We start from the raw sequence: 23,983 nt of genomic DNA, 5'->3' as shown, positions 1-23,983 counted from the left end.
ACCAGCAGGACCCCGCGCCGGCCCCGTGAGCGCGGGAATGAACCGGACGACGACGCCGTTGACGAGCCCGACCAGCACGCCCCGGGAGGAGGAGCCCCATGACCATCTACCTGACCCCGAACATCTCCGACGACCAGATCGCGGCGATGGACGTCTTCGACGCCTTCCGCCTCGGCGAGGAGCTGCTGGAGTCGCGCTACCCCCGCGACGCCGCGCGCGTCCTGCGGCGGGTCGTCGAGGACTCCCCCGACAACGCGTCGGCGTGGGAGCTGCTCGCTCGTGCCCACTTCGCGGCCGCCCAGCTGCGGCCTGCGGAGGAGGCGTTCCGTCGGCTCGTCGAGCTGGAGCCCACGAGCGGCTGGGCGCACACCGCGCTCGGCCTGACGCTCGACCGGCAGAGCCGTCACCGCGAGGGTGCGCTCATGCACCGCATGGCGGCCGCCATGGGCGAGTCGGCCCGCGACGCCTCGCGCGTGCAGCTCGTCGACCGACCGGTCGTCTGAGCCCCGGTCCGGCCGGAGCCGCCCGATGAGCCCCTACGTCCCCGCGGCGGTCGGCGCCGCCTTGGCGCTGCTGCCGTGGGGATGGGGGGCCGGCCGGCACGTCGTCACCCTCGTGCACGAGGCGGGCCACGCGCTGGTCGCCGTGCTGACCGGTCGGCGCCTGAACGGGGTCCGCCTGCACCGCGACACCTCGGGGCTGACCACCTCGGTGGGCCGGCCCACCGGCCCCGGCATGGCGGCCACCGCCGCCGCGGGCTACCTCGCACCGAGCGCCCTCGGCCTCGGGCTGCTCGCGCTCGTGTCGCTCGATCGCACCGCCTGGGCCCTGTGGACCGCGCTCGCTGTCGTCGCCGGCATGCTCGTGTTCATCCGCAACGTGTTCGGTCTCCTCGTGGTGGGACTCGCCGGAGCCGGCGTCGCGCTGCTGGTGTGGCGCACCGACCCGTCGGCGCAGGGGTTCGCCGCCGTCGCGCTCTCCACGTTCCTGCTGGTCGGCGGACCGCGCACCACGGTCGAGCTGTGGTCGTCGCGGCGCAGGTCGCGGTCGCGCACGAGCGACGCCGACGTGCTCGCCCGGCTCACGCCCCTGCCCGCCGCGGCCTGGAACGCGGGCTTCGTGCTGCTCACCCTCGGCGCCCTCGTCCCCGCCTGGACGCTGCTGCGTGACCTCACCGCCCTGCGCTGACGCAGGGCCCGTCGCCTGCTTGGATGAGCCCGTGACCGACTCGCCCACCACGACCCCGCCGCTCTTCGAGGTCGGCGCCCGCCTCGGGGACCGCGCCGGCCGCACCGGCACGCTCACCACCGCGCACGGCACGATCCGCACGCCCGCCTTCGTCCCCGTCGGCACCAAGGCCACCGTCAAGGCGGTGCTGCCGGAGGCGATGGCCGAGCTCGGCGCGCAGGCCCTGCTCGCCAACGCCTACCACCTGTACCTCCAGCCCGGCGACGACGTCGTGGAGGAGGCCGGCGGGCTCGGCCGGTTCATGGGCTGGTCCGGCCCGACCTTCACCGACTCCGGCGGCTTCCAGGTCATGAGCCTCGGCGCCGGGTTCCGCAAGACGCTGTCGATGGACTCCACGTCCGAGGCCGCCGACGTCATCGCCACCGACAAGGACCGCCTGGCGCACGTCGACGACGACGGCGTCACCTTCCGCAGCCACCTCGACGGCTCGACCCACCGGTTCACCCCCGAGGTGTCCATGGGCATCCAGCACCGCCTGGGCGCCGACGTCATCTTCGCGTTCGACGAGCTGACCACCCTCCTGGACAGCCGCGCCTACCAGGAGGAGTCGCTGGCCCGCACCGAGGCGTGGGCCGCGCGCTGCCTCGCCGAGCACCGCCGCCTCTCTTCTCTTCGCCGCCCCCAGCCCGGCACCCTCGCCGGCACCCCCACCGGGCCCGCTCGCCGCCCCCAGCCCGGCACCCCCGCCGGGCCCGCTGGACCTGCCCTGTTCGGGGTGGTGCAGGGCGCCCAGCACGAGGACCTGCGCCGTCGCGCCGCACGGCACCTGGCCGAGCTCGAGGTCGACGGCACGCGCTTCGACGGGTTCGGCATCGGCGGCGCCATCGAGAAGGAGAACCTGGCGACCATCGTCGGCTGGGTCACCGACGAGCTCCCCGACGACAAGCCCCGTCACCTGCTCGGCATCGGCGAGCCCGACGACCTGTTCGCCGCGGTCGAGGCGGGTGCCGACACGTTCGACTGCGTCGGCCCGTCGCGGGTGGCGCGCTCCTCGCGCGTGTACACCGCCGACGGACGCGAGAACCTGCTCGTCGCCCGGTCGCGCCGCCGCTTCGAGCCGATCGAGGACGACTGCGACTGCTACACCTGCGCGCACTACACGCGCGCCTACCTGCACCACCTGTTCAAGGCCAAGGAGTACCTCGCCGCGACCCTGACCACGATCCACAACGAGCGCTACGTGGTGCGCCTGGTCGACCGCATGAGGGCCGCCCTCGAGGACGGCACGTTCGACGAGCTGCGCGCCGAGACGATGGGCCGGATCCGCTCCTCCCGCTGAGGCGAGCGCCGGACCGCGCCGCAGGGCTCAGTACGTGGGCTCGGCGGCCTTGAGCCGCGCGATCACGAGCACCGTCACCGGCATGACGAGCAGCTCCACCGCCACCTTGAACAGCACCCCGACCACGAAGTAGTTGAGGAACCCGCCCGTGCCCGTGATGCCGATGGCGCTCGCCGCGATCGCGCAGAACAGGAAGGTGTCGACGAGCTCGCCGAGACCGGTCGACGACGCGAGCCGCGCCACCAGCGCGCGCTCGGCCGTCCGCGCCTTCATCCGGGTGAGCACCCAGGCGTTGGTCAGCTGCCCGCACACGTAGCCGGCGACGCTCGCCAGCACGATCTGCGCCACCGGGCCCAGGACGGTCGAGAAGGCCTCGTCGTTGCCGTAGAACGAGGCGCCCGGGATACGGGCGACCACGGTGAACGTCAGGACGGCCAGCAGGGCGCAGGCGAAGCCGGTGAGCACGGCCCGACGTGCCGCGCGGAAGCCGTAGACCTCCGAGATCACGTCGCCCAGCACGTACGCGAGGGGGAAGAGCACCGCTCCCCCGTCGATGATGAGCGGCCACAGCTGCACGGGCCCGAGCGTGAGCGAGCCGGAGCCGACCTCGATCGGCTTGGTGGCCACCACGTTCGAGACGACCACGATGGTGGCGAACAGCGCGAGCACGACGGCGTAGGCCGACGAGCCCGAGGACGCGAACCGGACCTCCTGGCCCGGTGCCTGCGAGGGCGCGGAGGACGACGAGGTCATGAGCGACATCCTGGCACGGGATGGGATGATCGCCCCATGAGCCTGCCCGACCGCACCGACGTCCTCGTGGTGGGTGCCGGGCCCGCCGGCGCTGCCGCGGCAGCCTGGTCGGCCCGGGCGGGTGCGGACGTGCTGCTGGCCGACGCGGCGGCGTTCCCGCGCGACAAGACGTGCGGCGACGGCCTGACCCCTCGCGCCGTCGCCGAGCTCGACCGCCTCGGCCTCGGCGACTGGACCCGCTCGTTCGGCACGAACCGTGGCCTGCGCGCCGCGGGCTTCGGCCAGGAGCTCCTGCTCCCCTGGCCCGGCGGCTCGCTGCCCGACCACGGTTCGGCGGTGCCCCGCACGCAGCTCGACGCGCGCATCCGCGACGTCGCGCTCGCCGACGGTGCGCAGCCGCTGGACCGCGCGCGGGCGGTCGACGTCGAGCGCGACGGCTCCGGCCGGGTCAGCGCCGTCGTGTTCGTCGTCGGTCCCGAGAAGCAGCGGCACGTCGTGCGTTGCGAACGACTCGTGGTCGCCGACGGTGTGCGGTCGCCGCTCGGCAAGGTCCTCGGGCGGGAGTGGCATCGCGACACCGCCTACGGGGTCGCCGGCCGCTCCTACGTCAAGTCCGGGCGCTTCGACGACCCGTGGATCTCCTCCCACCTGGAGCTGAGGGCGGCGCCCGGCGGGGGTGCCGGGCCACGGGCGGCGAAGGACAAGGGCGCTCTGCTGCCCGGATACGGCTGGATCTTCCCCCTCGGCACGGCCGGCGAGGGCGGAGAGGTCAACCTCGGCGTCGGCGCGCTGGCCACGGCCAAGCGGCCGGCGGCGCTGCAGATCCGTCCGCTCATGGAGTACTACGCCGAGCTGCGGCGCGAGGAGTGGGAGCTCGGGCCCGACCTGCGTCTGCCGACGTCGGCCCTGCTGCCGATGGGTGGTGCGGTGTCGGGTGTCGCCGGACCCAACTGGATCCTCGTCGGGGACGCGGCGGGGTGCGTCAACCCGTTGAACGGCGAGGGCATCGACTACGGCCTGGAGACGGGACGCGTCGGCGCGGAGCTCCTCGCCTCACGCACCGACGTCGCCGAGGCGTGGCCCCAGCTGCTGACCGGCCACTACGGCGAGGCGTTCTCGATCGCGCGTCGTCTGGCCGGGCTGCTCACGGTGCCGCGGCTGCTGCCGACGTTCGGACCGCTCGGCATGCGCTCGCAGACCCTGATGACCGTGGCGCTGCGGGTGATGGGCAACCTCGTCACCGACGAGGACCGCGACGTCACCGCGCGCCTGTGGAGGTGGGCGGGACGGCGGTCGGTCGCGCTCGACGACCGACCGCCGTTCACCGCCTGACCGCTGCGCTCAGGAGGCGGCGGGCGGGTCGGACTTCTTGTTGACCTCGGGCAGCTTCTCGCCGGAGTCCTTGAACGACAGTGCCGTGAAGACGGTCAGCGCGATCGCGGCGATCCAGACGATGTAGCCGGACCAGCCCGGGCCGACGCTCACGTCGACGCCCATGCCGGACGGGACGTCGCCGCCCTCGGTGAGCGGACGCAGGACGAGCAGGATCGTGCCGAGCGCGGCCGTCGCGAGCGCCACCAGGCGCCACGGGACGCCGTCGGGGAGGTTCTGCGCGGCGAAGGCCTTCACCGCGACGACGGCGACCGCGACGATGACGAGCAGGATGCCCAGGGTCGCGAAGCTGTACCAGGCGTTGCGGCCGGCCGAGGTGTTGACGGCGAAGTCGCCGCTGCCCTTGACCGAGGCCGTGACGAAGGCGTCGAAGAACGAGAACAGGATCGCGACAGCGCCCGCGACCAGGGCACCCTGGTCGAACTTGGAGAGCGCCTTGAAGTCGGCTGCCATGGGGAACCTTCCGTTGCTGAGAAAAGGATGAAGAACGGGAACAACCTAGTCCCTCGTCCCACTTGAGGGGAACAGGCTCGCGGTGTGAGACCGTGCGCACCCGTCCGCGGCGCGCCGGACCCTTCCGTGACCCTCCTGCGGGCGGTCCGGAGATGGGCCTGAGACCCCGGCGAACACCTGCCAAGAAGAGGCTGAGAGTGGAATCCCCGGTGTGTCCGGTGCGTTGCACTGGTACAGACACGATGGGAGGCGTATTCACATGACGTCAACGAGGCACGAGAGCGCCGAGGGCAAGGACAGCGTCGGCATGTACCTGGCCGAGATCGCCCGGACGCCGCTGCTGGACGCCGCCCGCGAGGTCGAGCTCAGCCGCAGCATCGAGGCGGGCCTCTACGCCCAGCACCTGCTCGACGAAGGACGCATCGGCCGCGCGAAGGGCGGCGCACCCAAGCGGGCCACCCGCGAAGAGCTCGAGTTCATCGCGGCCGAGGGCGAGCGCGCCCAGCAGGAGTTCATCAACGCCAACCTGCGCCTGGTCGTCTCGATCGCGCGCAAGTACGGCCGCTCCGCGATGCCGATGCTCGACCTGGTGCAGGAGGGCAACACCGGCCTGATCCGCGCCGTCGAGAAGTTCGACTACGCGAAGGGCTTCAAGTTCTCCACCTACGCCACCTGGTGGGTGCGTCAGGCGATCACCCGCGGCATCGCGCAGCAGGCGCGCGTCGTGCGGCTGCCCGTGCACGTGGTGGAGGAGCTGAACCAGGTCACGGCGGCACGCCGGACGCTCGAGCGCACGCTCGGCTACGACCCCGAGCCGCAGGAGATCGCCGACGAGCTCGGCATGGACGTCGACCGCGTCATCGACCTGCTGTCCTGGGGTCGCGACCACGTCAGCCTGGACACCCCGGTCGACGAGGACGGCGACACCTCGCTCGGTGACCTCATCGCCCGCGAGACCCAGCCTGGCCCCGACCTGGCGGTCCTGGACGACGAGACCAAGCACCTGATCAGCTCGCTGATCGACCACCTGGGAGCCCGCGAGGCCGACATCGTGCGGGCCCGCTACGGCCTGCTCGACGGTCGTCAGCAGAAGCTCGCCGACATCGGCAAGCGCCACGGCATCTCCGCCGAGCGCGTGCGCCAGCTCGAGCGCCAGGCGCTCGTCACGCTGCGCAAGATCGCCGACCCCGACCTGGCGGCCTGACACCCCCTCGGACCGCCAGCCCGAAGCCGCCCTGCCACCCCCGACAGGGCGGCTTCGTCGTGCCCAGAGCCTCGTCCTGTCCAGCGCCGACGCGCTGCTCAGCGGTCGGACGTGAGGCGCGCCCAGAGGGCGTCGACCGCCGCGAGGAGGTCCTCGCGGCTGCCCTGGTTGTCGAGCACCTCGTCGGCCGCCTCGAGCCGCCGCTCACGGCTCGTCTGGGCGGCCAGGCGGGCGCGGGCGTCGTCCTCGGCCATGCCGCGCTGCTCGACGAGCCTTCGCACCTGCAGCTCGGGGGGCAGGTCGACCACCACGACGACGTCGCACGCGGCGGCCATGCCCATCTCCACGAGCAGCGGGTGGTCGTGCACGACGACGGCGTCATCGGGCGCCGCGGCGACCCGGGCCGCGGCGAGCTCGCGGATCGCGGGGTGGGTGATGGCCTCGAGGTCGCGTCGGGCGGCCTCGTCGGCGAAGACGACGGCACCGAGGGCCGGGCGGTCGAGCGATCCGTCGGCGGCGACCACGGCGTCGCCGAACCGTTCGCGGATCGCTGCCAGCCCGCGGGTGCCGGGCTCGACGGCCTCGCGCGCGAGCAGGTCGTAGTCGACGACGACCGCGCCGAGCTCGGCGAGCCGCGCGCTGACGGTGCTCTTGCCGGAGCCGATGCCGCCCGTGAGGCCGACGTGCAGGGTCATGTCAGCCCGTCGCCGCGCTGCCGTAGGTGGTCACGTGCACGTGGTCGACGTGGTTGGCGGTGTCGCCACCGCGGTCGCTCATGGGCCGCCAGCTGGCCGAGGTGGCGGGCCGCCAGATGCGCTGCTCCCAGATCAGGTACTCGATGCCGAGCTCGCTGCGGTGCTCCTGCAGGAAGGCGGCGATCTCGTCGCCGAGCGAGCCGCGCACCATGATGTCGAGCGCCTGACCGGTCGCGTGCTCACCACGTCCGGCGATGCCGCCGTACTCGCCGACCTGGGGGAAGCGCTCGCACACGGCCCGGAACACCTTGACGGTGTCGGGCTGCAGACCGGCCTCCGACATCTTGTTGCAGGGTTGCGTGCCGAGCGGGAGGTCGTCGGCGACCTGCCGCGACGGCACCCAGCGGGGCAGGTCGGCGAGGACCACCTCGGTCCAGCCGTCGCGGGTCCGGCCCGTGACGTCGATCTTCTGCCCGCGCTCGAGCCGCTTCAGCACCGGCGACGCGGAGTCGGCGTCGGCGTGCACGGCGACGCCGTCGTCGAGCGCGACCTGCTGGCCCTTGACGACCACCTGCACGGTGCCCTCCACGGGCAGCTCGGGACGCTCTGCGCTGCGGTTCACCTCCGGAGCCTCCTCGAAGGCCTCGGCGATGACGTCGTCCTGCACGGGCGCGGCGGCTGCGCGCGGCGCCGTGGTCGCAGGGTCGGGGCTCTGGGCCTGCACCACGGCGACAGCGGCGCCCAGCACCGCCACCACGCTCACGGCAGGGAGGACGACGGTGACGGCGCGACGCTGCCAGGACGGCGCCGCGTGACGGCTGCTGCGTCGGGCCCCGCCCGGCGTCCGCGGTCCGCTCGACCCGCGTCCGGCACGCCGCGGCACGGCGTGCTTGTGGCGCGAGGAAGCCACAGACGATCACCTTCAGGTGGTGGGGAACAGGACCGACCAACCCCTGCAGCATACTGGGCGGGTGGATGGCTCGTGCTGCTGTGCCCCGGGGAGCCGGCCTACGCGAGCGTCGTGCTCGGCGCGGCACGGTCGGGCGTCGTGCCGGTGCCGCTGGACCCGCGCCTGACCGCCTGGGAGCGCGATCGGGTCCTCGGCGACCTCGACGCCGCGCTGGTCGTGGACGACTCGGCCGCCCTGCGGGCCCTCCTGGACGGACCACCCGTCGACCTCGCGCCCGACCCGCTGTGCCGGCCCATGCACTTCACGTCGGGCACGACCGGTCGACCGAAGGGTGTGTGGTCGGGCCTGCTCGAGCCGGACGACGCGCGCGACCTCGTGGTCGAGGAGCGCGAGCTCTGGGGCTTCCGGGCCGACGACGTCGACCTCGTCGTCTCGCCGATCTACCACTCCGCTCCCCTGCGCTTCGCCACGGGCACCCTGTTGGCCGGCGGGAGCATCGCGGTGCTGCCGCACTTCGACGCGGCCGCCTTCGTCGACGCCGTCGCGCAGGTTCGTCCCACGACCATGTTCTGCGTGCCGGCGCACCTGCAGCGCCTGCAGCAGCACCTCGACGAGACGGGCGACGAGCCCGACCTCTCGTCGTTCCGGCTCGTGGCGCACGCCGGCGCACCGTGCCCCGAGCCCGTCCGACGCCGCGCGCACGCGCAGTTCGGCGAGCGGACCGTGTGGGAGTTCTACGGGTCGACGGAGGGACAGTGGACGGCCTGTCGCGGTGACGCGTGGCACGAGCGTCCCGGCAGCGTCGGCCGAGCCCGGCCCGGCCGGGTGGTGACGGTCGACGACGAGGACCAGCTGTGGTGCGTCGTGCCGCGCTGGGGACGCTTCACCTACTGGCGCGACGAGGAGAAGACCGCGCAGGCCTGGCGCGACACCCCGGACGGCCCGGCGTTCACGGTCGGCGACCTGGGCCGCGTGGAGGACGGCTGGGTCTACCTCGACGCCCGTCGCAGCGACCTCGTCATCAGCGGTGGCGTCAACGTCTACCCCGCCGAGGTCGAGGCGGCGCTGGAGGACCTGCCCGGCGTGCTCGAGGTGGCCGTGTTCGGCCGGCCGGACGAGCGGTGGGGCCAGCGGGTGGTGGCGGCCTACGTCGGCGACGCGGACGAGGAGACCCTGCGGGCGCGCGCCCTCGAGCGCCTCGCGCCGCCGAAGCGGCCCAAGGAGTACCTGCGCCTCGACGCCCTCCCCCGCACCGCCACCGGCAAGGTGCGCCGGACCGAGCTCTGAGCTCCCCGACCCCGTCCGTCGCAACCGTCCCAGGATTCCCATCACCCGAGGGGAATCCTCACTCACCTGCGGTTGATCCCGCCGGTGAGTGAGGAAGAACCATGGTGAGTGCCACCAGATGGGGATCAGCAACGAGCGACGGATCGCTCAGCCCGCGTCGGCGCAGGCGAAGGTGCGGCGGAACTCCTGGGGCGTGGTGCCGAGCGCCTGGGTGAAGTGGTGGCGCAGCGTGGCGGCGTTGCCGAAGCCGACGCGGGACGCGACCTGCTCCACCGAGAGCGTCGAGCCCTCGAGCAGCTGCTCGGCCAGAGCGATGCGCTGGCTGGTGAGCCACTGCAGCGGGGTGGTGCCGGTCTCGTCGCGGAAGCGCCGGGCGAAGGTGCGCGGCGACATGTGCGCGACCGCGGCGAGCCGGTCGACGGGCAGCGGCTCGTCGACGTGCTCGAGCGCCCACTCGAGCACCGGCGACAACGTCTCGGCCTCGACCTGGCCGACCGGGGTGCGCACGAACTGCGCCTGCCCGCCCGTGCGGTGCGGCGGCATGACGATGCGCCGTGCGGTGGTCGCGGCGGTGCGCGCCCCGAACACCCGCCGCACGAGGTGCAGCGAGGCGTCGATGCCGGCGGCAGAGCCGGCCCCGGTCAGCACGTTGCCGTCGAGGACGTAGAGCACCTCCGGCCGCACGACCGCCGTGGGGAAGGCCTCCTGCAGCTCCGTGCCGTAGCGCCAGTGCGTCGTGCACTCCCGCCCGTCGAGCAGGCCCGCCTCGCCCAGCAGCCACGCGCCGGTGCAGTGCGCCGAGACGTAGGCGCCGCGCTCCCCCGCCACGCGGACGGCCTCGACGGCGGCCGGGTGGTGGTGGCGGTAGCCGCGCTTCGGTGCGACGCACACGAGGTCGGCGTCGGCGGTCGCGTCGAGCGAGGCCTCCACGTGCAGGTCGACGCTCGAGCCACGGACCCGCCCTGGCTCCGGCGTGCAGATCGTGAAGTCGAAGACGGGGTTGTCGTCCTCGGGGTGGTAGGGCTCGTTCCAGACCTCGCAGATGGCTCCGAGGCCGAACGCCTCGACCCCGTCCTGCACGACGACCGCGACCTTCTTCATGGACCCAGCCTGCCACAGGTGTGGCGGTTTATCGAGGATGACTGGCTTTTCTGCCACTGGTGGCAGGATCAGACGGAGACGAGACTTTCTGCCATGTTCCTGTTGCTCATCCTCCTGGCCCTGTCCGCCCTCGTCATCGCCCTCGCGATCTGCGTCTCCCTCGACGGCTACGGCAGCCGTCCCGGGCCGCGCAGCCGCCCACGCGACCCGTTCGAGCCGTCGCGGGCCGACGACCACGACCTGCCCGTCCGGTGACCCCGGCCCTCGCCCCGACAAGACGAGACCCCCGACCATCGGCCGGGGGTCTCGTCGTGCGGTCGTTCAGCGGGTGAGGATCACTCGCCGCCCGTCAGCTTCTCGCGCAGGGCCTGCAGGGCCTCGTCGGACGCGAGCGAACCCTCGCCCGTCTCGACGTCGCCACCGGCGGAGTAGTTGCTGACCTCGCCGGCCTCGATGTTGGCCTTCTCGGCCTCCTCGATCTGCTTCTTGTGCGCCTCCCAGCGCTCGTGAGCCTCGGCGTACTGCTTCTCCCAGGCAGCGCGGGCCTCCTCGAAGCCCTCCTGCCACTCGCCGGTCTCCGGGTCGAAGCCGTCGGGGTAGATGTAGTTGCCCTGCTCGTCGTAGGACGACGTCATGCCGTAGAGCGTCGGGTCGAAGTCGTCGGCCGCAGCGGCCTGCGTCTCGTTGGCCTGCTTGAGCGACAGCGAGATGCGACGACGCTCGAGGTCGATGTCGATGATCTTGACCATGACCGAGTCGCCGATCTGGACGACCTGCTCGGGGATCTCGACGTGACGCTCGGCCAGCTCGGAGATATGCACGAGGCCCTCGATGCCCTCCTCGACGCGCACGAACGCACCGAACGGGACGAGCTTGGTGGCCTTGCCGGGCACGATCTGGCCGATCTGGTGGGTCCGGGCGAAGTGCTGCCACGGATCCTCCTGCGTCGCCTTGAGCGACAGCGACACGCGCTCGCGCTCGAGGTCGACGTCGAGCACCTCGACCGTGACCTCGTCGCCGACCTGGACGACCTCGTTCGGGTGGTCGATGTGCTTCCAGGACAGCTCGGAGACGTGGACGAGACCGTCGACGCCGCCGAGGTCGACGAACGCACCGAAGTTGACGATGGAGGAGATGACGCCCTTGCGGACCTGCCCCTTCTTGAGCTCGTCGAGGAACTTCTGGCGCACGGCCGACTGGGTCTGCTCGAGCCACGCACGGCGCGACAGGACCACGTTGTTGCGGTTCTTGTCGAGCTCGATGATCTTCGCCTCGAGCTTCTGGCCGATGTACGGGTCGAGGTCGCGCACGCGGCGCATCTCGACCAGCGACGCGGGCAGGAAGCCACGGAGTCCGATGTCCATGATGAGGCCGCCCTTGACGACCTCGATGACGGTGCCCTCGACGACGCCGTCCTCGGCCTTGATCTTCTCGATGTCGCCCCAGGCGCGCTCGTACTGGGCGCGCTTCTTGGACAGGATCAGACGGCCTTCCTTGTCCTCCTTCTGGAGGACGAGGGCCTCGACGCTGTCACCGACGGCGACGACCTCGTGCGGGTCGACGTCGTGCTTGATGCTCAGCTCGCGCGAGGGGATGACGCCCTCGGTCTTGTAGCCGATGTCGAGGAGGACCTCGTCGCGGTCCACCTTGACGATGGTGCCGTCGACGATGTCGCCGTCGTTGAAGTACTTGATGGTCGAGTCGATGGCCGCGAGGAAGTCTTCCTCGGTGCCGATGTCGTTGACCGCAACCTGCGGTGCCGCAGAGGGTGCGATGCTCATAGGTAGATGGACTCCGATGGATGGATGATGTAGGGATAGCGGCCGGCGGACGTGCCTCGGACGCCCCGTGAGGGCGTGCGAGGAGCGCTCCTGCTCGGTCCGAGGAACGCACAGGTCACCAGCGCACCTCTCAGGGTACGCGATCCCCGTCGTTCCCGGACCACCGGGGGCGTCGTGAGGGACGGCCGGACGACGTTCAGGCGGGCAGGGCGAAGAACGCGGTCAGCGCACGCACGTAGTGCTCGACGTCGGCGGCCGCCATCGTCTCCCGCGCGGAGTGCATGGCCAGCTGCGGGGCACCGAAGTCGACGGTGGTGATGCCGGTGCGTGCGGCGCTGATCGGCCCGATCGTCGAGCCGCACGGCAGGTCGGCCCGGTGGACGTAGCGCTGCAGCGGCACCCCGGCGTGCTCGCAGGCCCGTGCGAACACTGCGGCGCCGACGGCGTCGGTGGCGTAGCGCAGGTTCTGGTTGACCTTGAGGACCGGTCCGGCGCCGAGGCGCACGTGGTGCAGCGGCTCGTGACGCTCGGCGTGGTTGGGGTGCGTCGCGTGCGCCATGTCGCCGGACGCGCAGACCGAGCCCGCGACCGCGCGGTGCAGGTCGTCGCGGTCGCCACCGGCGGCCAGGACGATGCGCTCGAGCACCGTGAGCAGCAGGTCCGAGGCGGCGCCGCGCTCGGAGGAGCTGCCCACCTCCTCGTGGTCGAACAGCACGAGCACCGACCGCTGGCCGTCCACCGGCGCCCTGCCGCCGGCCGCGGAGTCGAGCAGCGCCTGCAGCCCGGCGAAGCAGGTGGCCTGGTTGTCCAAGCGGGGTGCCGCGACCAGCCAGCCGTCGACGCCCACGCGCGCACTGGGCACGACGTCGGCCGTCATGAGCTCGAAGCCGAGCACGTCGTCGGCGCCGAAGCCCTCCCGCTCCCCCAGCCACGCGAGGAACGGGGTGCCGCGCTGCGCCCAGATCGCGTCGAGGTGACGCTGACGGTCGGGCGCGCCGGCGGCGTCGCGGTCGAGGTGGATCGCCAGGTTCGGCACCCGCAGCACGGGCTCGTCGACGTGCACGAGCCGCTCCTCGCCGTCGCGCAGCACGACGCGGCCGGCGACGCCGAGGTCGCGGTCGAGCCAGGTCGTGAGCAGGGGGCCGCCGTAGGGCTCGAGCGCGAGCACGTCGGTGCCCTCGAAGCGTCGGTCGTGGTGCTGCTTCAGGCGCAGCGTCGGGCTGTCGGTGTGCGCACCGACGATCCTGAACGCGTCGGAGGCGGCCGACGAGGCGGTGTCGTCCCACGCCACGAGCGACCCGCCGCGCACGACGTAGCGGCGACCACCCGGCGCGGGCCACGCGGCGCGCTCGTCGACCCTCGACCACCCCGCCGACTCCAGCGCGGCGGCCGCGGTGGCGACGGCGTGGAACGGGGACGGCGAGGCGTCCACGAAGCGGCAGAGGTCGTCGGCGGCACCCATGGCCCCACCGTAGCGACCTGCGGACGCACGTCCGGCGCGCCACCCATGGGTGACGCGCCGGACGAAGGTGCCTGCGGCTCAGGCGGTGTGCGTGCCGCCGTCCTGGCGACCTGCGGCCTTGCGACCACGGGCCAGGCCCGCGACGCCGAGGACCAGCAGGACGAGTCCGACGATGCCGCCGACGATCGGGAACGTGGTGTCCACGGCCTTCAGCAGCGTCGCCTTGCCCTTGTACTCATCGACGGTGTCCTGGATGTAGGCGTCGGTGTAGCCGAGCGTCGCCTTCGTGGTGGTGAGCTTGCGCTCGCCGTCGACCTCCAGGTAGGAGTCCTGTGCCTCCCCGCCCTTGATGATGACGCCGGTGACGGGCTCGACCAGGAAGCTGCGCGTGTTCGCGTAGATCCGGTCGGCCGTGACCTGCGAGGCGTCCTCGCCGACGAGCGAGCCGGGCACGTCGATCGTGCCGGTCTTCGTCGGCTCGATGACCTGCTCGAACTCGTAGACGTCGAGACCCTTGATCGTGGTCTCGCCCTTGTAGACGGCCGGGGTGGCCTTCTTCAGGGTGCCGTCCCAGAAGTCGTACGTCTTCTTCTCGGTCCCGAACGGGAACTTGAAGTACAGGCCCTTGAAGGCGCCCTCGGACTCCTCGCCACCGGTCTCCGTGGTCGAGCCGCTCCACGAGACGGTCTCGCCGGTGTGGGCGTCGAACGCGACGCGGTCCTTCGTGCTGCTGAGCGGCGTCTGCCCGCTGGCGCAGTCGAAGTCGGGCGTGTCGGTGCACGTGTAGGTGTCCCACACGGCCACGTCGCGGCCGAGCTCGTCGGAGGCCTTCTCGCTCAGGTCGACGTTGCCCTGCACGATACGCGTGGACTTCAGGGGTCCGGTCTCGACCGCGGGTCCGCCCTCGGCGCCGACGTTGAGGTACTCAGCGTCCTCTCCCGGCGCCGTCTGCGAGATGCTCGTGGTCTCGTTGTTGTCGGGCACCACGGCCAGACGGTCGTACATGTAGAACTTGCTCAGTCCTGCCAGAAGAACCAGGAAGGCGCCCAGCACGAGCGCCACCAGTCCCAGCTTCTTACCCACAGTCGGGCTCCCTCCGCTGTTGTGATCAGGCGCACGTTACCAGTCCGTAGGGTCATCGGAGCCGCACCCGACGTGTGTGAGGATGAGTCGTGGTCGAACCTGTCACGCGCCGGCTGCTCGGGACCCTGCGCGACGAGGGCGTCGGCACCCGGGAGCTCGTCTCCGGCGCCGCTCTCGTGCTCTTCCTGGCCCAGCTCGCCTGGCGTGCCTGGATCGTCGTCCCGGGCTGGTTCTACTCCGACGACCTGCTGCTCCTGGAGGACGCAGCGCGGCCGCTGCACACGGTGCTCCTGGAGCCGAACGACAGCCAGCTGATGCCGCTCGGGCGCGTCGTCGCCGCCTTGGTCGCCGCCGCCGGACCGTACGCGTGGTGGGCTGCCGCGACGTCGGTGCTGGTGCTGTCGGCCGCCGCGACGGCCGCGTGCTGGCTCATGCTGCGCACGGTCTTCGGTCCGCGCCCGTTCGTCCTCGTGCCGTTCGCGCTCTTCTGCTTCCTCCCCCTCGCCGCCGACGCGAGCTCCTGGTGGGCCGTCGCGCTGAACGCGCTCCCCGCTCAGGTGGCGTTCTTCCTCGTGGTCACGGGGTTCGTGCTCTGGACCCGTGACCGACGGCCGCGCTGGGCTGCGCTCGTGGTGCTGGCCTACCTCCTCGGCGCGGCGAGCGGACCCCGCGCGCTGCTCATGGCCCTGCCGGTGGGCGCGTTCGTCGTCCTGTTCTGCTCCGGGACCGGACGGAGCACGCTCGGCCGGGTCGTACGCCGGCACGGCCCCGTGGTCGCGCCGCTCGCCGCGCTCGGCGTCGCCTACCTCGTGCTCTACCGGGCCACCACGCCCCCGCCGGTGCAGGTCACCGGTGCCACGCCGTGGCTCGGCGTCGCCGACCGGCTCCTCCTGTCGTCCGTGCTGCCCGGGCTGGTCGGCGGACCCTGGCGCTGGGACGTCGCCGCGGACCCGCTGTCGGTCCCCGACCCCCTGCTCGCGGTGCGCGTGGTGGCTGCCGTCGCGGTCCTGGTGGTCGTCGCCGTCGCGTGGCGTCGGCACCCGAGCACCACGTGGCGTGCGGTCGTCGTGGTGCTCGTGCAGGTGGCGGGCACCTACGTCGCGATCGCCCTCGGCCGTGGGCTGCAGGTCGGGGCCGTCGCCGGCCAGTTCACGCGCTACCTGCCCGACCTCGCCGCAGTGCTGCCGTTGGCGCTGGCCGCTGCTGTCCTGCCGGTGCGCGTGCCCGACGCACCGACCGTGCGCGAGCGTCCGCTGCTGCCCCGTCTGCCCTCGGTGCCGCGCGCAGCGCAGAGAGCCGCGCTCTCCGTCGTGCTCGTCGCGTCGCTGGTGAACGCGGCCGCCTACGCGCGACCGTGGCACGAGGACTTCCCCGCGCGTCGCTACGTCGAGAACGCGCGCGCGTCGCTGCTCGCCGACCCGCGCCCCGTCGCCGACCTCGAGGTCCCGGAGCTCGTGCAGCTCGGGCTGCACTACCCGCGGAACCTGCCGTCGCACGTGCTCGCGCCGTACGGTGATCTCGTGGACGCACGCAGGCAGGGCAACGACCTCGCGGTGCTCGACACCGACGGCACGGCGCGCCAGCCGCTCGTGCGCGGCGCCGAGAGCGCTCCCGGACCCGTGGCCGGCTGCGGGACGAAGGTCGTACCAGGTGAGCCGGGGCGCATCGCGCTCGACCGGGCGCAGATGCCCGACTTCCCGTGGACCACGATCAACTACGCCGCGTCGGTCGACGGCGAGGCCGTGCTGCGCTTCGACGGCCGCGAGCCCGTACGCATGCAGGTCCTCAGCGGCCCGCACACCTACCTCGTCAACGGCGACGGCGCCTACTCGACGCTCGAGGTCGACGTGACGACGCCCGGCCTGACGGTCTGCGTCGACCGCGTCGCGGCGGGCACGCTGGAGGCCCTGCGATGACGGCGACGGTTCCCGGCTCCCCCACCTCCCCCGCGGCACCCGCCGACCGGACGTCGGGCGGACGCGCCGTCGCACCCGTGTACCCGGGCCTCGACACGCTGCGCGCGGTGGCCTCCCTCGCGGTCGTGCTCACCCACTGCGCGTTCTGGGCCGGGTTCTACGACGAGGGTCTGCTCGGAGCCGCGATGCAGCGCCTCGAGGTCGGTGTCGCCGTCTTCTTCGTGCTGTCCGGCTTCCTGCTCGCGCATCCCTGGCTCACCGCGGCGCGCACCTGCGAGCACCACGACTCGGTGGCGCGGTACGCCTGGAAGCGCGCGCTGCGCGTCCTGCCCGTCTACTGGGTCACCGTCGTGCTGGCGCTGCTGATCGTGCGGCAGAACCGCGAGCTCGGCCTGGACCGCTGGGTGCAGAACCTCGCGCTCGTGGACCTCTACCGCGAGCCGGCGCTGCCCGAGGGCCTCTCGCAGATGTGGAGCCTCGCGACCGAGGTCGCGTTCTACGCCGCGCTGCCCCTGATCCTCGTCGTGCTGCTGGGTCGACGCACCCACGGTCTGCGCGTCAGGCGGGTGCTCACGCTGCTCTCCGTCCTCGCCGTGCTGTCGCTCGTCTGGACGTCGGCGGCCTCGATCGGCGGCCCGCTCGTGCCACTAGGTCCCTGGACGACGCAGGCGCTCCCGGCCTTCCTGGGCTGGTTCGCGGTCGGCATCGCGTTCGCCGTCGTCGACGTCGACCGCCGCCATCCGCTGCCCGGGCGCCCGTCGCGCGTCGCGCACCGCCTCGAGTCGGTGGCGTCCGCCCCGGGTGCCTGCTGGCTCCTGGCAGGGGCGGTGCTCGTCGTCGCGTCGACCCCGCTCGGCGGCGCGGCCGGACTCTTCGCGCGCACGTCGTCGGAGTCGCTCGTGCGCGCCGTGGCGTACGCGGTCGTCGCCGCGCTCGTGGTGCTCCCGAGCGTGTTCGGGGATGCCGAGACCCCCTACGCCCGCTGGATGGCGCACCCGTGGCTGCGGCACCTCGGCCACGTGTCCTACAGCCTCTTCTGCTGCCACGTGATCGTGCTGTGGGTGCTGTTCGACCGGCTCGACCTCACGCTCTTCAACGCGTCGTTCCCGCTCGTCGTCGTGCTGGTCCTTGCCGTGTCGCTGCCCGTCTCGGAGCTGCTCTACCGACTGGTCGAGCGCCCGTTCCTCCGCCTCAAGAACCTCGGTCGGCGCGCGCCGGCGGCCACCACGACCGACACGGCGGCGAGCGCCGCCAGCTGAGGCAGCGCGAGGTCGCCCGACCACGTGCTGAACTGTCCCCACGGGCGCAGCACCGCGATCCCGCCGGCCACGGCGACGAGCAGCCCGACGAGGGCAGCGGGCGGGACACGTCGCCGGGCCGCCCACGTCGCCACGACGGCCAGGAGGGCGGTCAGCACGCCCGGCGCTCCGGCCAGCCAGGCCGCCGCCAGCACCCAGCCGCCCAGGACGACGGTCTCGCCGGACGCGCCCTCGACACGGCGGCGCGCGGGCGGACCCGGGCGTGACGGGAGCGCTGCGAGCAGGACCACGGCCAGGAACGCGAGCACACCGACGCCGAGGCCGGTCGTGTAGAGCGACTGCGGGGCGAACCTCGTGCTCACCTGCGCCGCGGCACCCGCCGGCACGAACCAGGCCTGCCGCCAGCCGTCGACGACCGTGGGCCGCAGCGCCGCCCCGTCGGGTCCGGTGGCCTCCCAGCCGGCGTTGGTGTTCGACCGCTCGGCGAGCACCACCGTCGCCGAGTCGGGCGTCGCGACCTGACGCTGCAGCAGCAGGTCGGCCGGGCGCAGTGCCGTCGTGCCCGCCGCCACCACGCGGTGCTCGCCCGAGGTGAGCGCGACGTCGTCGTCGGAGCAGAGCTGCACCGGGACCGCTTGGCCCGACAGCAGCGTGCGGGCGTCGACGGCCAGACGGGTGCGTCGCACCGTGCCGTCGACGACGACCGTGGGCCCGTCGGCGCACCGCACCGTGACGTCGACCGTGTCGAGGCGTACCGGGAGTCCGGCGACGCCGGGCGTCGAGAGCTCGGTGAGGCCCACCGGAAGGGCGCGCGCCGTGCCCGTGAAGTCCAGGTCGGTACGGGGCGCCTGCGGCGACAGGTGCAGCTCGACCGACGTCGTGCGCACGCGCGGCAGCCGCAGCACCCCGTCACGGACCTGCACGGTGCGGGTGGTGCCGTCGGCGAGCACCGTCCGCACCGACCGGACGGGCGTGGCGGCCAGGTCGACGGACGTCTGCAGACGGACGCGGTCGAGGCGGACCGGGCGCGCCCAGCGCAGGGTCACGGTGGGGTCGGGATCGTCGGCCGCGGCGACCCATCCGGTCGAGCGGTCGCCGTCGGCGAGCGCGAGTGCCCCGCCCCGCCCCGACGTGCCCTGCTGCGAGGAGACCTCCACGGTGGCGAGCCGGCCGCGCTGCACGAGGGCGTCGAGCGCCTGGCCGCCACGTCCGGTGACGGTCATCGACGGGCGGTAGCGCGCCGCGGTGCGCAGCGGGACGAGCCGGTCGAGCGCGCCGGCGTCCTCGACCTCGCGGACGTGACGGTCCGAGCAGTTCTGCACGCCCTCGACGACGGAGCAGCCGTCGGCAGCGCCCACGTCGGCCTGCAGGAGCACCGTGGCCGGCGCCGCCCACCCTCGGGGTAGGAGCGGGAGACGCAGCGGTCGCGCGAGGCCCACCGCGTCCGGGATGCCGACCTCCTGCAGGGCGAGGGGGCGCTCGGCGCTCGTGGCTCCGCTGATCCGCAGCCGCGAGACCCGGCCGACCTCCACGAGGACGGCACGACCGTCGCGGAGCACGACGTCGCGTGGCCCGTCCTGCGTCGTCACCCGCACCCGGCGCTCCTCGCCGTCGCGGCCGGCCGCGGTGATCGGCACGATGCCGAGGTCGACCTCGCGGCCGAGGTCGAGGTCGAGCCAGGCCGTCCGGTCGAACCGGCCGGGATCCGCGGTCCACGCCGTCGTCGGGTCGCGGTCGAACGCGGCCCACGGGCTCGCCGACGGGTCGGTCCACGGCGAGGCACCGGCGTCGGACCGCGACGACGACGCCGTGAGCGCCTTGGCACCGCGCAGCACCGGCACGGTCGACCACGGCTCGACGGCGTCCTGGGAGTACCGGTGGACGGGCCGGTCGGCGCGCCACGGCTCCTGCCGGGTCAGCGAGGCAGACCGGTTGTCGCGGACGGCCGCGAAGTCGGCCTCGCGGCGCCGGTTGCCGTCGGTCAGCACGACCGGCGCGTCGTCGAGCTCGTCGCCCGTCACGTCCTGCGCCATCACCGTCGTCGGGGGCGCTGCACCGCGCTGTTCCAGACGCAGCAGCGACCGCGCGTCGCCGACCAGCACACCCGTGCGCGACGTCGACGTGGCGGTGCGTGGTGGGTCGACGCCGTCGAGGACGAAGACCTCGACGGCCTGCCGCGGGGCCTGCAGCCCGGCGTCGACGAAGGGTCCTGGTCCGTCGGCGCCGTCGAGCCGGGGCCCGCCGCCGATCACCGGGCCGAAGCCCGCCGCGCGTCGCACGCCAGGAGTGCTGAGCAGCGTCGACCGCACGGTCTCCGGCGACAGCACGTCGCCGGAGCGGGAGACGTCGAACCGGACGACGAACGTGCGCACGCCGGCGCGTCGCAGGGTCGCCGCGAGACCGGCGTCGCCGCGTCCGGACTCGAGCGCCGCCGAGACCGCGTCCATCCACTCGATGGTGCCGCCCGGCGTGAGCGGGATGACGTTGCGGACCGCCCACGGCGACCGCGCGAGCGGCTGCAGCGGCTCGTCGTTCGTGCGACCCCACGCGTACTCGCCGAACGTCGTCGCCGGCAGCAGCAGGGCCCGGCCGGGTGCGTTGTCGGCGAGCCAGTCGGCGGTCTGCGTCCAGTACTGCGGGACGTCGACGTAGCTGCCGCGCGGAGCGACGTGACCCGTCCACGCCGGTGCCGTCGCTCCGGCGAGTGCCGCGCAGGCCAGCACGGCCACGCCGACGGCGTTCGTGCGTCGCACGGCACCCGACCCTCGCGCCAGGAGCACGCCCAGCAGGTGCGCGAGTCCCAGCACGAGCGGCAGGCGCACGAGCACGTCGAACTTGTGGGTGTTGCGCACGGGCGACAGCACGCCGTCGAGCAGCGCCTGGACGTCGGTCGCCCCGAGGCCCCGCGTCGCGCCGACGTGGCCGGCGGTGACCGCGACGAGCCCCAGCACCAGCCCGGTGACCAGGTAGCGACGGTGCGGCACGTCGCGCCGCGCGAGTCCGACGAGACCGAGCGCCAGCACGAGCACGCCGTTGAGGACGAGCAGCCGGTCGGTGACCAGGAGGCGTCCGGCGTCGGACCAGAGGTCGACGTACGGCACCCAGTTGGTCGTGCCGCGCAGCGCGTCGAGGACGGTCGCCGCGAACGTCGTGGTCGGGGCGGACTCGATGTAGTCGAGGAAGGGCGGGCTGTAGCGGCCCAGCAGCAGGAGCGGCAGGATCCACCAGCAGGTCACGGCCAGCACGAGCGGCGGCCACCACAGCAGCAGCGCCCGACGTCGCGGCCCGCTCGTCCCGACGAGCAGGAACCAGCCCGCGAGCGGCACGACCGCGAAGGTGGCGACCGCGTTGACGCCGCCGACCGCGCCCACGGCGAGGGCGCTGAGCGCCGCGTACCGGCGCGGGTCGCCACGGCGAGCGCCGAGGACGAGCGGGAGGATCACCCAGGGGGCCACCGCCGACGGCCACACCTCGATGGACGACGGCCCCAGCACCGACAGCATGCGCGGCGACAGCGCGAAGGCGAGCGCCGCGACGATGCGCGAGGCGTCCGAGCCGATGCCGAGGGCCTCGGCCAGCTTCACCACCCCGACGAACGCCACCACGAGCACCACGGCCCACCACGCACGCTGCACGACCCACGGGGGCAGCTGCGCGAGGTCACCCAGCCCGAAGAACGGGCCCATCGGGAACAGGTACCCGTACGCCTGGTTCTGCACCTGACCGAACGCGCCCGACGGGTCCCAGAGCGTCAGCGCCCGGCCCAGGAAGCCCCACGGGTCGACCGTGAGGTCGAGCTTGGTGTCGGTGACGACCCGACCGGGGGCCTGGGCGAACGCGAGCGCCACGAGCACCGCGGACCACGCGACCAGGCGCGTGCGTCGGCGACCGTCCCCCCTCAGCGTCTGCGCAGCACGATCGCGAGGTTCCACGTCACCACCTCACGCACGACGGGCACGCGCAGCACCCACCACGCCCAGCGCGGCAGGTAGCGCGGCACAAGCGCGAGCACCTCCACGTCGGGTCGCGACCGTGCCCAGCGCAGTCCGGCCGCGGCCGTGACCGCGAACAACGACGTGCCGAACACGTTCTTCGGGGGGTGCCCCTCGCGCCGGGCGTAGCGTCGGGCGGCGCGGTGGCCGCCGAGGTAGTGCCAGGGAGCCGTCTCGTGACCGCCCCACGGTCCCCACCAGAGGGTGTAGGAGCAGAAGACCAGCCCACCGGGACGGGTCACGCGGACCATCTCGTCGGCCATGAGCCACGGGTCGGGGACGTGCTCGAGGACGTTCGAGGAGTACGTGACGTCGAAGCTGCCGTCGGCGAACGGGAGCTGCATGCCGCTGCCGAGGACGGTGCCCGGCTCGGGCGACCCCAGCCCGGACAGCTCGCCGAGGTCGGCGTCGAGCGGGGTGTACCGGGCGCCCGCCCCGCGGAAGGCGCGCGCGAAGTAGCCCGGTCCGCCGCCGACGTCGAGCACCCACGCGCCGTCGAGGTCGGCGAAGTGCTGCACGTGCGCGACGGAGTCGGCCGCGAGCGCACCGTAGAAGCGGTCGGGGTCGGTCTGCTCCACCTGGAACGCCCGGAAGAGCCGCCAGGAGCGGCGCAGCGTGGGACGGAACGGCGCAGGCACCAGGGCACGATACCCCCCACGGAGGTCCATTCCTGACGTAGACTGCGATCACCGTGTTGAGGGACACGGACGGCGCCCTGGCGTCGAGGGAGCGTCGGCCGCGGCCGGCACGAGGAGGGACCGGCTAACCACGCCGGGGCACACGTGCACATTCTTTTCTGCAACTGGCGCGACACGCGCAACCCCGAGGGCGGCGGCTCCGAGCACTACGTCGAGACGATGGCTCGCGGCCTCGTCGAGCGCGGCCACCAGGTCACGATCGCCTGCGCCCGCCACGACGGCGCGCCTGACGACGAGGTCGTCGACGGCGTCCGCTTCGTCCGGCGCGGCAGCAAGCTCGACATCTACGTCCTGACCTTCCTGCGGCTGCTGACCCGCCGCTACGGGCGCGTCGACCTCGTCGTCGACGTGCAGAACGGTCTGCCGTTCTTCACCCGCTGGGCCACCCGCGCGCGCGTCGTCGTGCTGGTGCACCACGTGCACCGTGAGCAGTGGCCCGTCGTCTACCCGGGCCTGGTCGGTCGCGTCGGGTGGTGGATCGAGAGCCGCCTCGCGCCCCGCCTCTACCGCCGTAGCCGCTACGTGACGGTCTCCGCCGCCAGCAAGGCCGAGCTGGTCGAGCTCGGCGTCGACCGCGACCGCATCCGCATCGTCCACAACGGCAACGACCCGGCGCCGCGCGTCGACGTCGAGCGCTCCGACGTCCCGCGCCTCGTGGTGCTCGGCCGCCTGGTCCCGCACAAGCAGGTCGAGCACGCGATCGACGCCCTCGTGGCCGTGCGACGCACCCACCCGGGCGCCGTGCTCGACGTCGTCGGGTCGGGCTGGTGGGACGAGCAGCTGCACGACTACGCACGTGAGGCGGGCGTGTCCGACGCCGTCGTCTTCCACGGCCACGTCGACGACACCACCAAGCACGCGCTGCTCGCGCAGGCCTGGATCATGCTGCTGCCCTCGCTGAAGGAAGGCTGGGGCATCGTCGTCGGCGAGGCGGGTGCGCACGGCACGCCCACGGTCGCCTACGCGTCGGCGGGCGGCACGACCGAGTCGATCGACCACAAGGACTCCGGCCTGCTGGTCGAGGACCGCGACGAGCTGGTGCGGGCGACGTGCGACCTGGTGACCGACCACGAGTGGCGCACGTTCCTCGGCGAGGGCGCTCGCACGAAGGCGGCCACGTTCACGTGGGGCGCCTCGCAGGCCGCGTTCGCCGCGGCGCTGGACGACTGAGCCCGACGGTCAGCACCACCCGGCTCACGAGACACCACGCAGCACGCACAGCAACGACGAGGGGCCCGGTCAGAAGACCGGGCCCCTCGTCGTTGCTGTGCTGGATGCGTCAGTTGCCGTAGCTGACCGTGCTGGTCTGGACGGGCTCGGTGCCCGCGCTCTGCTGCGACTGCACCACGCCGACGGCGGTAGCCGCGGCGAGTCCGCATCCGACGAAGAAGGCGACGACGCCGCCCACGATTGAAGTTCCCACGTTTTGTCCTCCCTCGAGACCACGTCAGGATACCAGGCAGGGAGACC

Annotated in this window: 21 protein-coding genes; 10 read left to right on the top strand and 11 right to left on the bottom strand. The window is 73.1% G+C overall.

From position 1 onward, the window contains the following. Positions 1–98 precede the first annotated feature (98 nt). Genes A6Q81_RS07730 through A6Q81_RS07720 form a run of 3 tightly spaced genes read left to right on the top strand, consistent with a single transcriptional unit; the run spans position 99 to position 2,527 of the window. Positions 99–503, top strand: a complete 405-nt coding sequence (locus A6Q81_RS07730) for a tetratricopeptide repeat protein (RefSeq protein ID WP_067858074.1) — start codon at positions 99–101, stop codon at positions 501–503. Positions 504–528: 25 nt separating this feature from the next. Beyond that, the gene (locus tag A6Q81_RS07725; RefSeq protein ID WP_286690076.1) at positions 529–1,188 is read left to right on the top strand and encodes a M50 family metallopeptidase; all 660 of its coding nucleotides are present in this window, start codon (positions 529–531) and stop codon (positions 1,186–1,188) included. 31 nt (positions 1,189–1,219) lie between these two features. Further along, positions 1,220–2,527: a tRNA guanosine(34) transglycosylase Tgt gene (locus A6Q81_RS07720; protein WP_286690075.1), complete on the top strand. Its 1,308-nt coding sequence runs from the start codon at positions 1,220–1,222 to the stop codon at positions 2,525–2,527. A 27-nt stretch (positions 2,528–2,554) separates the two neighbouring features. On the opposite strand, the gene A6Q81_RS07715 is transcribed toward A6Q81_RS07720, so the two are convergent. Then, the gene (locus tag A6Q81_RS07715) at positions 2,555–3,280 is read right to left on the bottom strand and encodes a queuosine precursor transporter (protein WP_067858083.1); all 726 of its coding nucleotides are present in this window, start codon (positions 3,278–3,280) and stop codon (positions 2,555–2,557) included. 36 nt (positions 3,281–3,316) lie between these two features. On the opposite strand from A6Q81_RS07715, the gene A6Q81_RS07710 reads away from it, so the two are divergent. Next, positions 3,317–4,612: a geranylgeranyl reductase family protein gene (locus A6Q81_RS07710; protein ID WP_067858086.1), complete on the top strand. Its 1,296-nt coding sequence runs from the start codon at positions 3,317–3,319 to the stop codon at positions 4,610–4,612. A 9-nt stretch (positions 4,613–4,621) separates the two neighbouring features. On the opposite strand, the gene A6Q81_RS07705 is transcribed toward A6Q81_RS07710, so the two are convergent. Next, positions 4,622–5,125 (bottom strand): hypothetical protein, encoded by a 504-nt coding sequence (locus A6Q81_RS07705; protein ID WP_067858089.1) that lies wholly within the window; start codon positions 5,123–5,125, stop codon positions 4,622–4,624. Positions 5,126–5,384: 259 nt separating this feature from the next. Between A6Q81_RS07705 and A6Q81_RS07700 the strand changes: the two genes are divergently transcribed. Then, a complete protein-coding gene (locus A6Q81_RS07700) occupies positions 5,385–6,329 on the top strand; it encodes a sigma-70 family RNA polymerase sigma factor (protein WP_067858091.1) in 945 nt (314 codons plus the stop codon). A 98-nt stretch (positions 6,330–6,427) separates the two neighbouring features. Here the strand turns inward: A6Q81_RS07700 and coaE are convergent, their stop codons facing one another. Together coaE and A6Q81_RS07690 are read right to left on the bottom strand one after the other, a co-directional pair. Next, positions 6,428–7,024, bottom strand: a complete 597-nt coding sequence (coaE, locus tag A6Q81_RS07695) for a dephospho-CoA kinase (RefSeq protein ID WP_286690074.1) — start codon at positions 7,022–7,024, stop codon at positions 6,428–6,430. A 1-nt stretch (position 7,025) separates the two neighbouring features. Then, complete coding sequence (locus A6Q81_RS07690) at positions 7,026–7,934, bottom strand: VldE C-terminal domain-containing protein (RefSeq protein ID WP_286690073.1); 909 nt, start codon at positions 7,932–7,934, stop codon at positions 7,026–7,028. Positions 7,935–8,006: 72 nt separating this feature from the next. Between A6Q81_RS07690 and A6Q81_RS07685 the strand changes: the two genes are divergently transcribed. Then, complete coding sequence (locus A6Q81_RS07685; RefSeq protein ID WP_286690072.1) at positions 8,007–9,221, top strand: class I adenylate-forming enzyme family protein; 1,215 nt, start codon at positions 8,007–8,009, stop codon at positions 9,219–9,221. A 147-nt stretch (positions 9,222–9,368) separates the two neighbouring features. Here the strand turns inward: A6Q81_RS07685 and A6Q81_RS07680 are convergent, their stop codons facing one another. Then, positions 9,369–10,322, bottom strand: a complete 954-nt coding sequence (locus tag A6Q81_RS07680) for a GlxA family transcriptional regulator (protein ID WP_286690071.1) — start codon at positions 10,320–10,322, stop codon at positions 9,369–9,371. Positions 10,323–10,415: 93 nt separating this feature from the next. On the opposite strand from A6Q81_RS07680, the gene A6Q81_RS07675 reads away from it, so the two are divergent. Beyond that, entirely contained in the window at positions 10,416–10,577 is a 162-nt protein-coding gene (locus tag A6Q81_RS07675) for a hypothetical protein (RefSeq protein ID WP_286690070.1), read from the top strand. Between the two features lie 80 nt (positions 10,578–10,657). Here the strand turns inward: A6Q81_RS07675 and rpsA are convergent, their stop codons facing one another. The 3 genes from rpsA to pgfA form a co-directional block, all read right to left on the bottom strand. Beyond that, entirely contained in the window at positions 10,658–12,103 is a 1,446-nt protein-coding gene (gene rpsA, locus A6Q81_RS07670) for a 30S ribosomal protein S1 (RefSeq protein ID WP_067858104.1), read from the bottom strand. 196 nt (positions 12,104–12,299) lie between these two features. Next, positions 12,300–13,565: a M18 family aminopeptidase gene (locus tag A6Q81_RS07665; RefSeq protein ID WP_286690069.1), complete on the bottom strand. Its 1,266-nt coding sequence runs from the start codon at positions 13,563–13,565 to the stop codon at positions 12,300–12,302. A 78-nt stretch (positions 13,566–13,643) separates the two neighbouring features. Next, on the bottom strand, positions 13,644–14,648 hold the full coding sequence (gene pgfA, locus A6Q81_RS07660) for a cell envelope lipid trafficking protein PgfA (RefSeq protein ID WP_286690068.1): 1,005 nt from the start codon (positions 14,646–14,648) through the stop codon (positions 13,644–13,646). An 89-nt stretch (positions 14,649–14,737) separates the two neighbouring features. Between pgfA and A6Q81_RS07655 the strand changes: the two genes are divergently transcribed. Both A6Q81_RS07655 and A6Q81_RS07650 read left to right on the top strand, forming a co-directional pair. Next, the gene (locus tag A6Q81_RS07655; RefSeq protein WP_286690067.1) at positions 14,738–16,564 is read left to right on the top strand and encodes a hypothetical protein; all 1,827 of its coding nucleotides are present in this window, start codon (positions 14,738–14,740) and stop codon (positions 16,562–16,564) included. After that, complete coding sequence (locus tag A6Q81_RS07650) at positions 16,561–17,823, top strand: acyltransferase family protein (protein ID WP_286690066.1); 1,263 nt, start codon at positions 16,561–16,563, stop codon at positions 17,821–17,823. The genes A6Q81_RS07655 and A6Q81_RS07650 overlap by 4 nt, the downstream gene beginning before the upstream one ends. On the opposite strand, the gene A6Q81_RS07645 is transcribed toward A6Q81_RS07650, so the two are convergent. Together A6Q81_RS07645 and A6Q81_RS07640 are read right to left on the bottom strand one after the other, a co-directional pair. After that, the gene (locus tag A6Q81_RS07645; RefSeq protein ID WP_286690065.1) at positions 17,724–21,755 is read right to left on the bottom strand and encodes an alpha-(1->3)-arabinofuranosyltransferase domain-containing protein; all 4,032 of its coding nucleotides are present in this window, start codon (positions 21,753–21,755) and stop codon (positions 17,724–17,726) included. The genes A6Q81_RS07650 and A6Q81_RS07645 overlap by 100 nt on opposite strands. Next, entirely contained in the window at positions 21,722–22,453 is a 732-nt protein-coding gene (locus tag A6Q81_RS07640; RefSeq protein WP_236749712.1) for a class I SAM-dependent methyltransferase, read from the bottom strand. Before A6Q81_RS07640 ends, A6Q81_RS07645 begins: the two co-directional genes overlap by 34 nt. Positions 22,454–22,597: 144 nt before the next feature. Here A6Q81_RS07640 and A6Q81_RS07635 point away from each other — a divergent pair, with 144 nt between their 5' ends. Continuing rightward, entirely contained in the window at positions 22,598–23,683 is a 1,086-nt protein-coding gene (locus tag A6Q81_RS07635; protein ID WP_236749713.1) for a glycosyltransferase family 4 protein, read from the top strand. 109 nt (positions 23,684–23,792) lie between these two features. Here the strand turns inward: A6Q81_RS07635 and A6Q81_RS07630 are convergent, their stop codons facing one another. Beyond that, on the bottom strand, positions 23,793–23,936 hold the full coding sequence (locus A6Q81_RS07630; RefSeq protein WP_158509204.1) for a hypothetical protein: 144 nt from the start codon (positions 23,934–23,936) through the stop codon (positions 23,793–23,795). Positions 23,937–23,983: the final 47 nt, after the last annotated feature.

Source organism: Aeromicrobium sp. REDSEA-S38_B2, from assembly GCF_001628525.1.
GTDB classification, from domain to species: Bacteria; Actinomycetota; Actinomycetes; order Propionibacteriales; family Nocardioidaceae; genus Aeromicrobium; species Aeromicrobium erythreum.
This window is presented reverse-complemented; position numbering and strand designations above follow the sequence as displayed.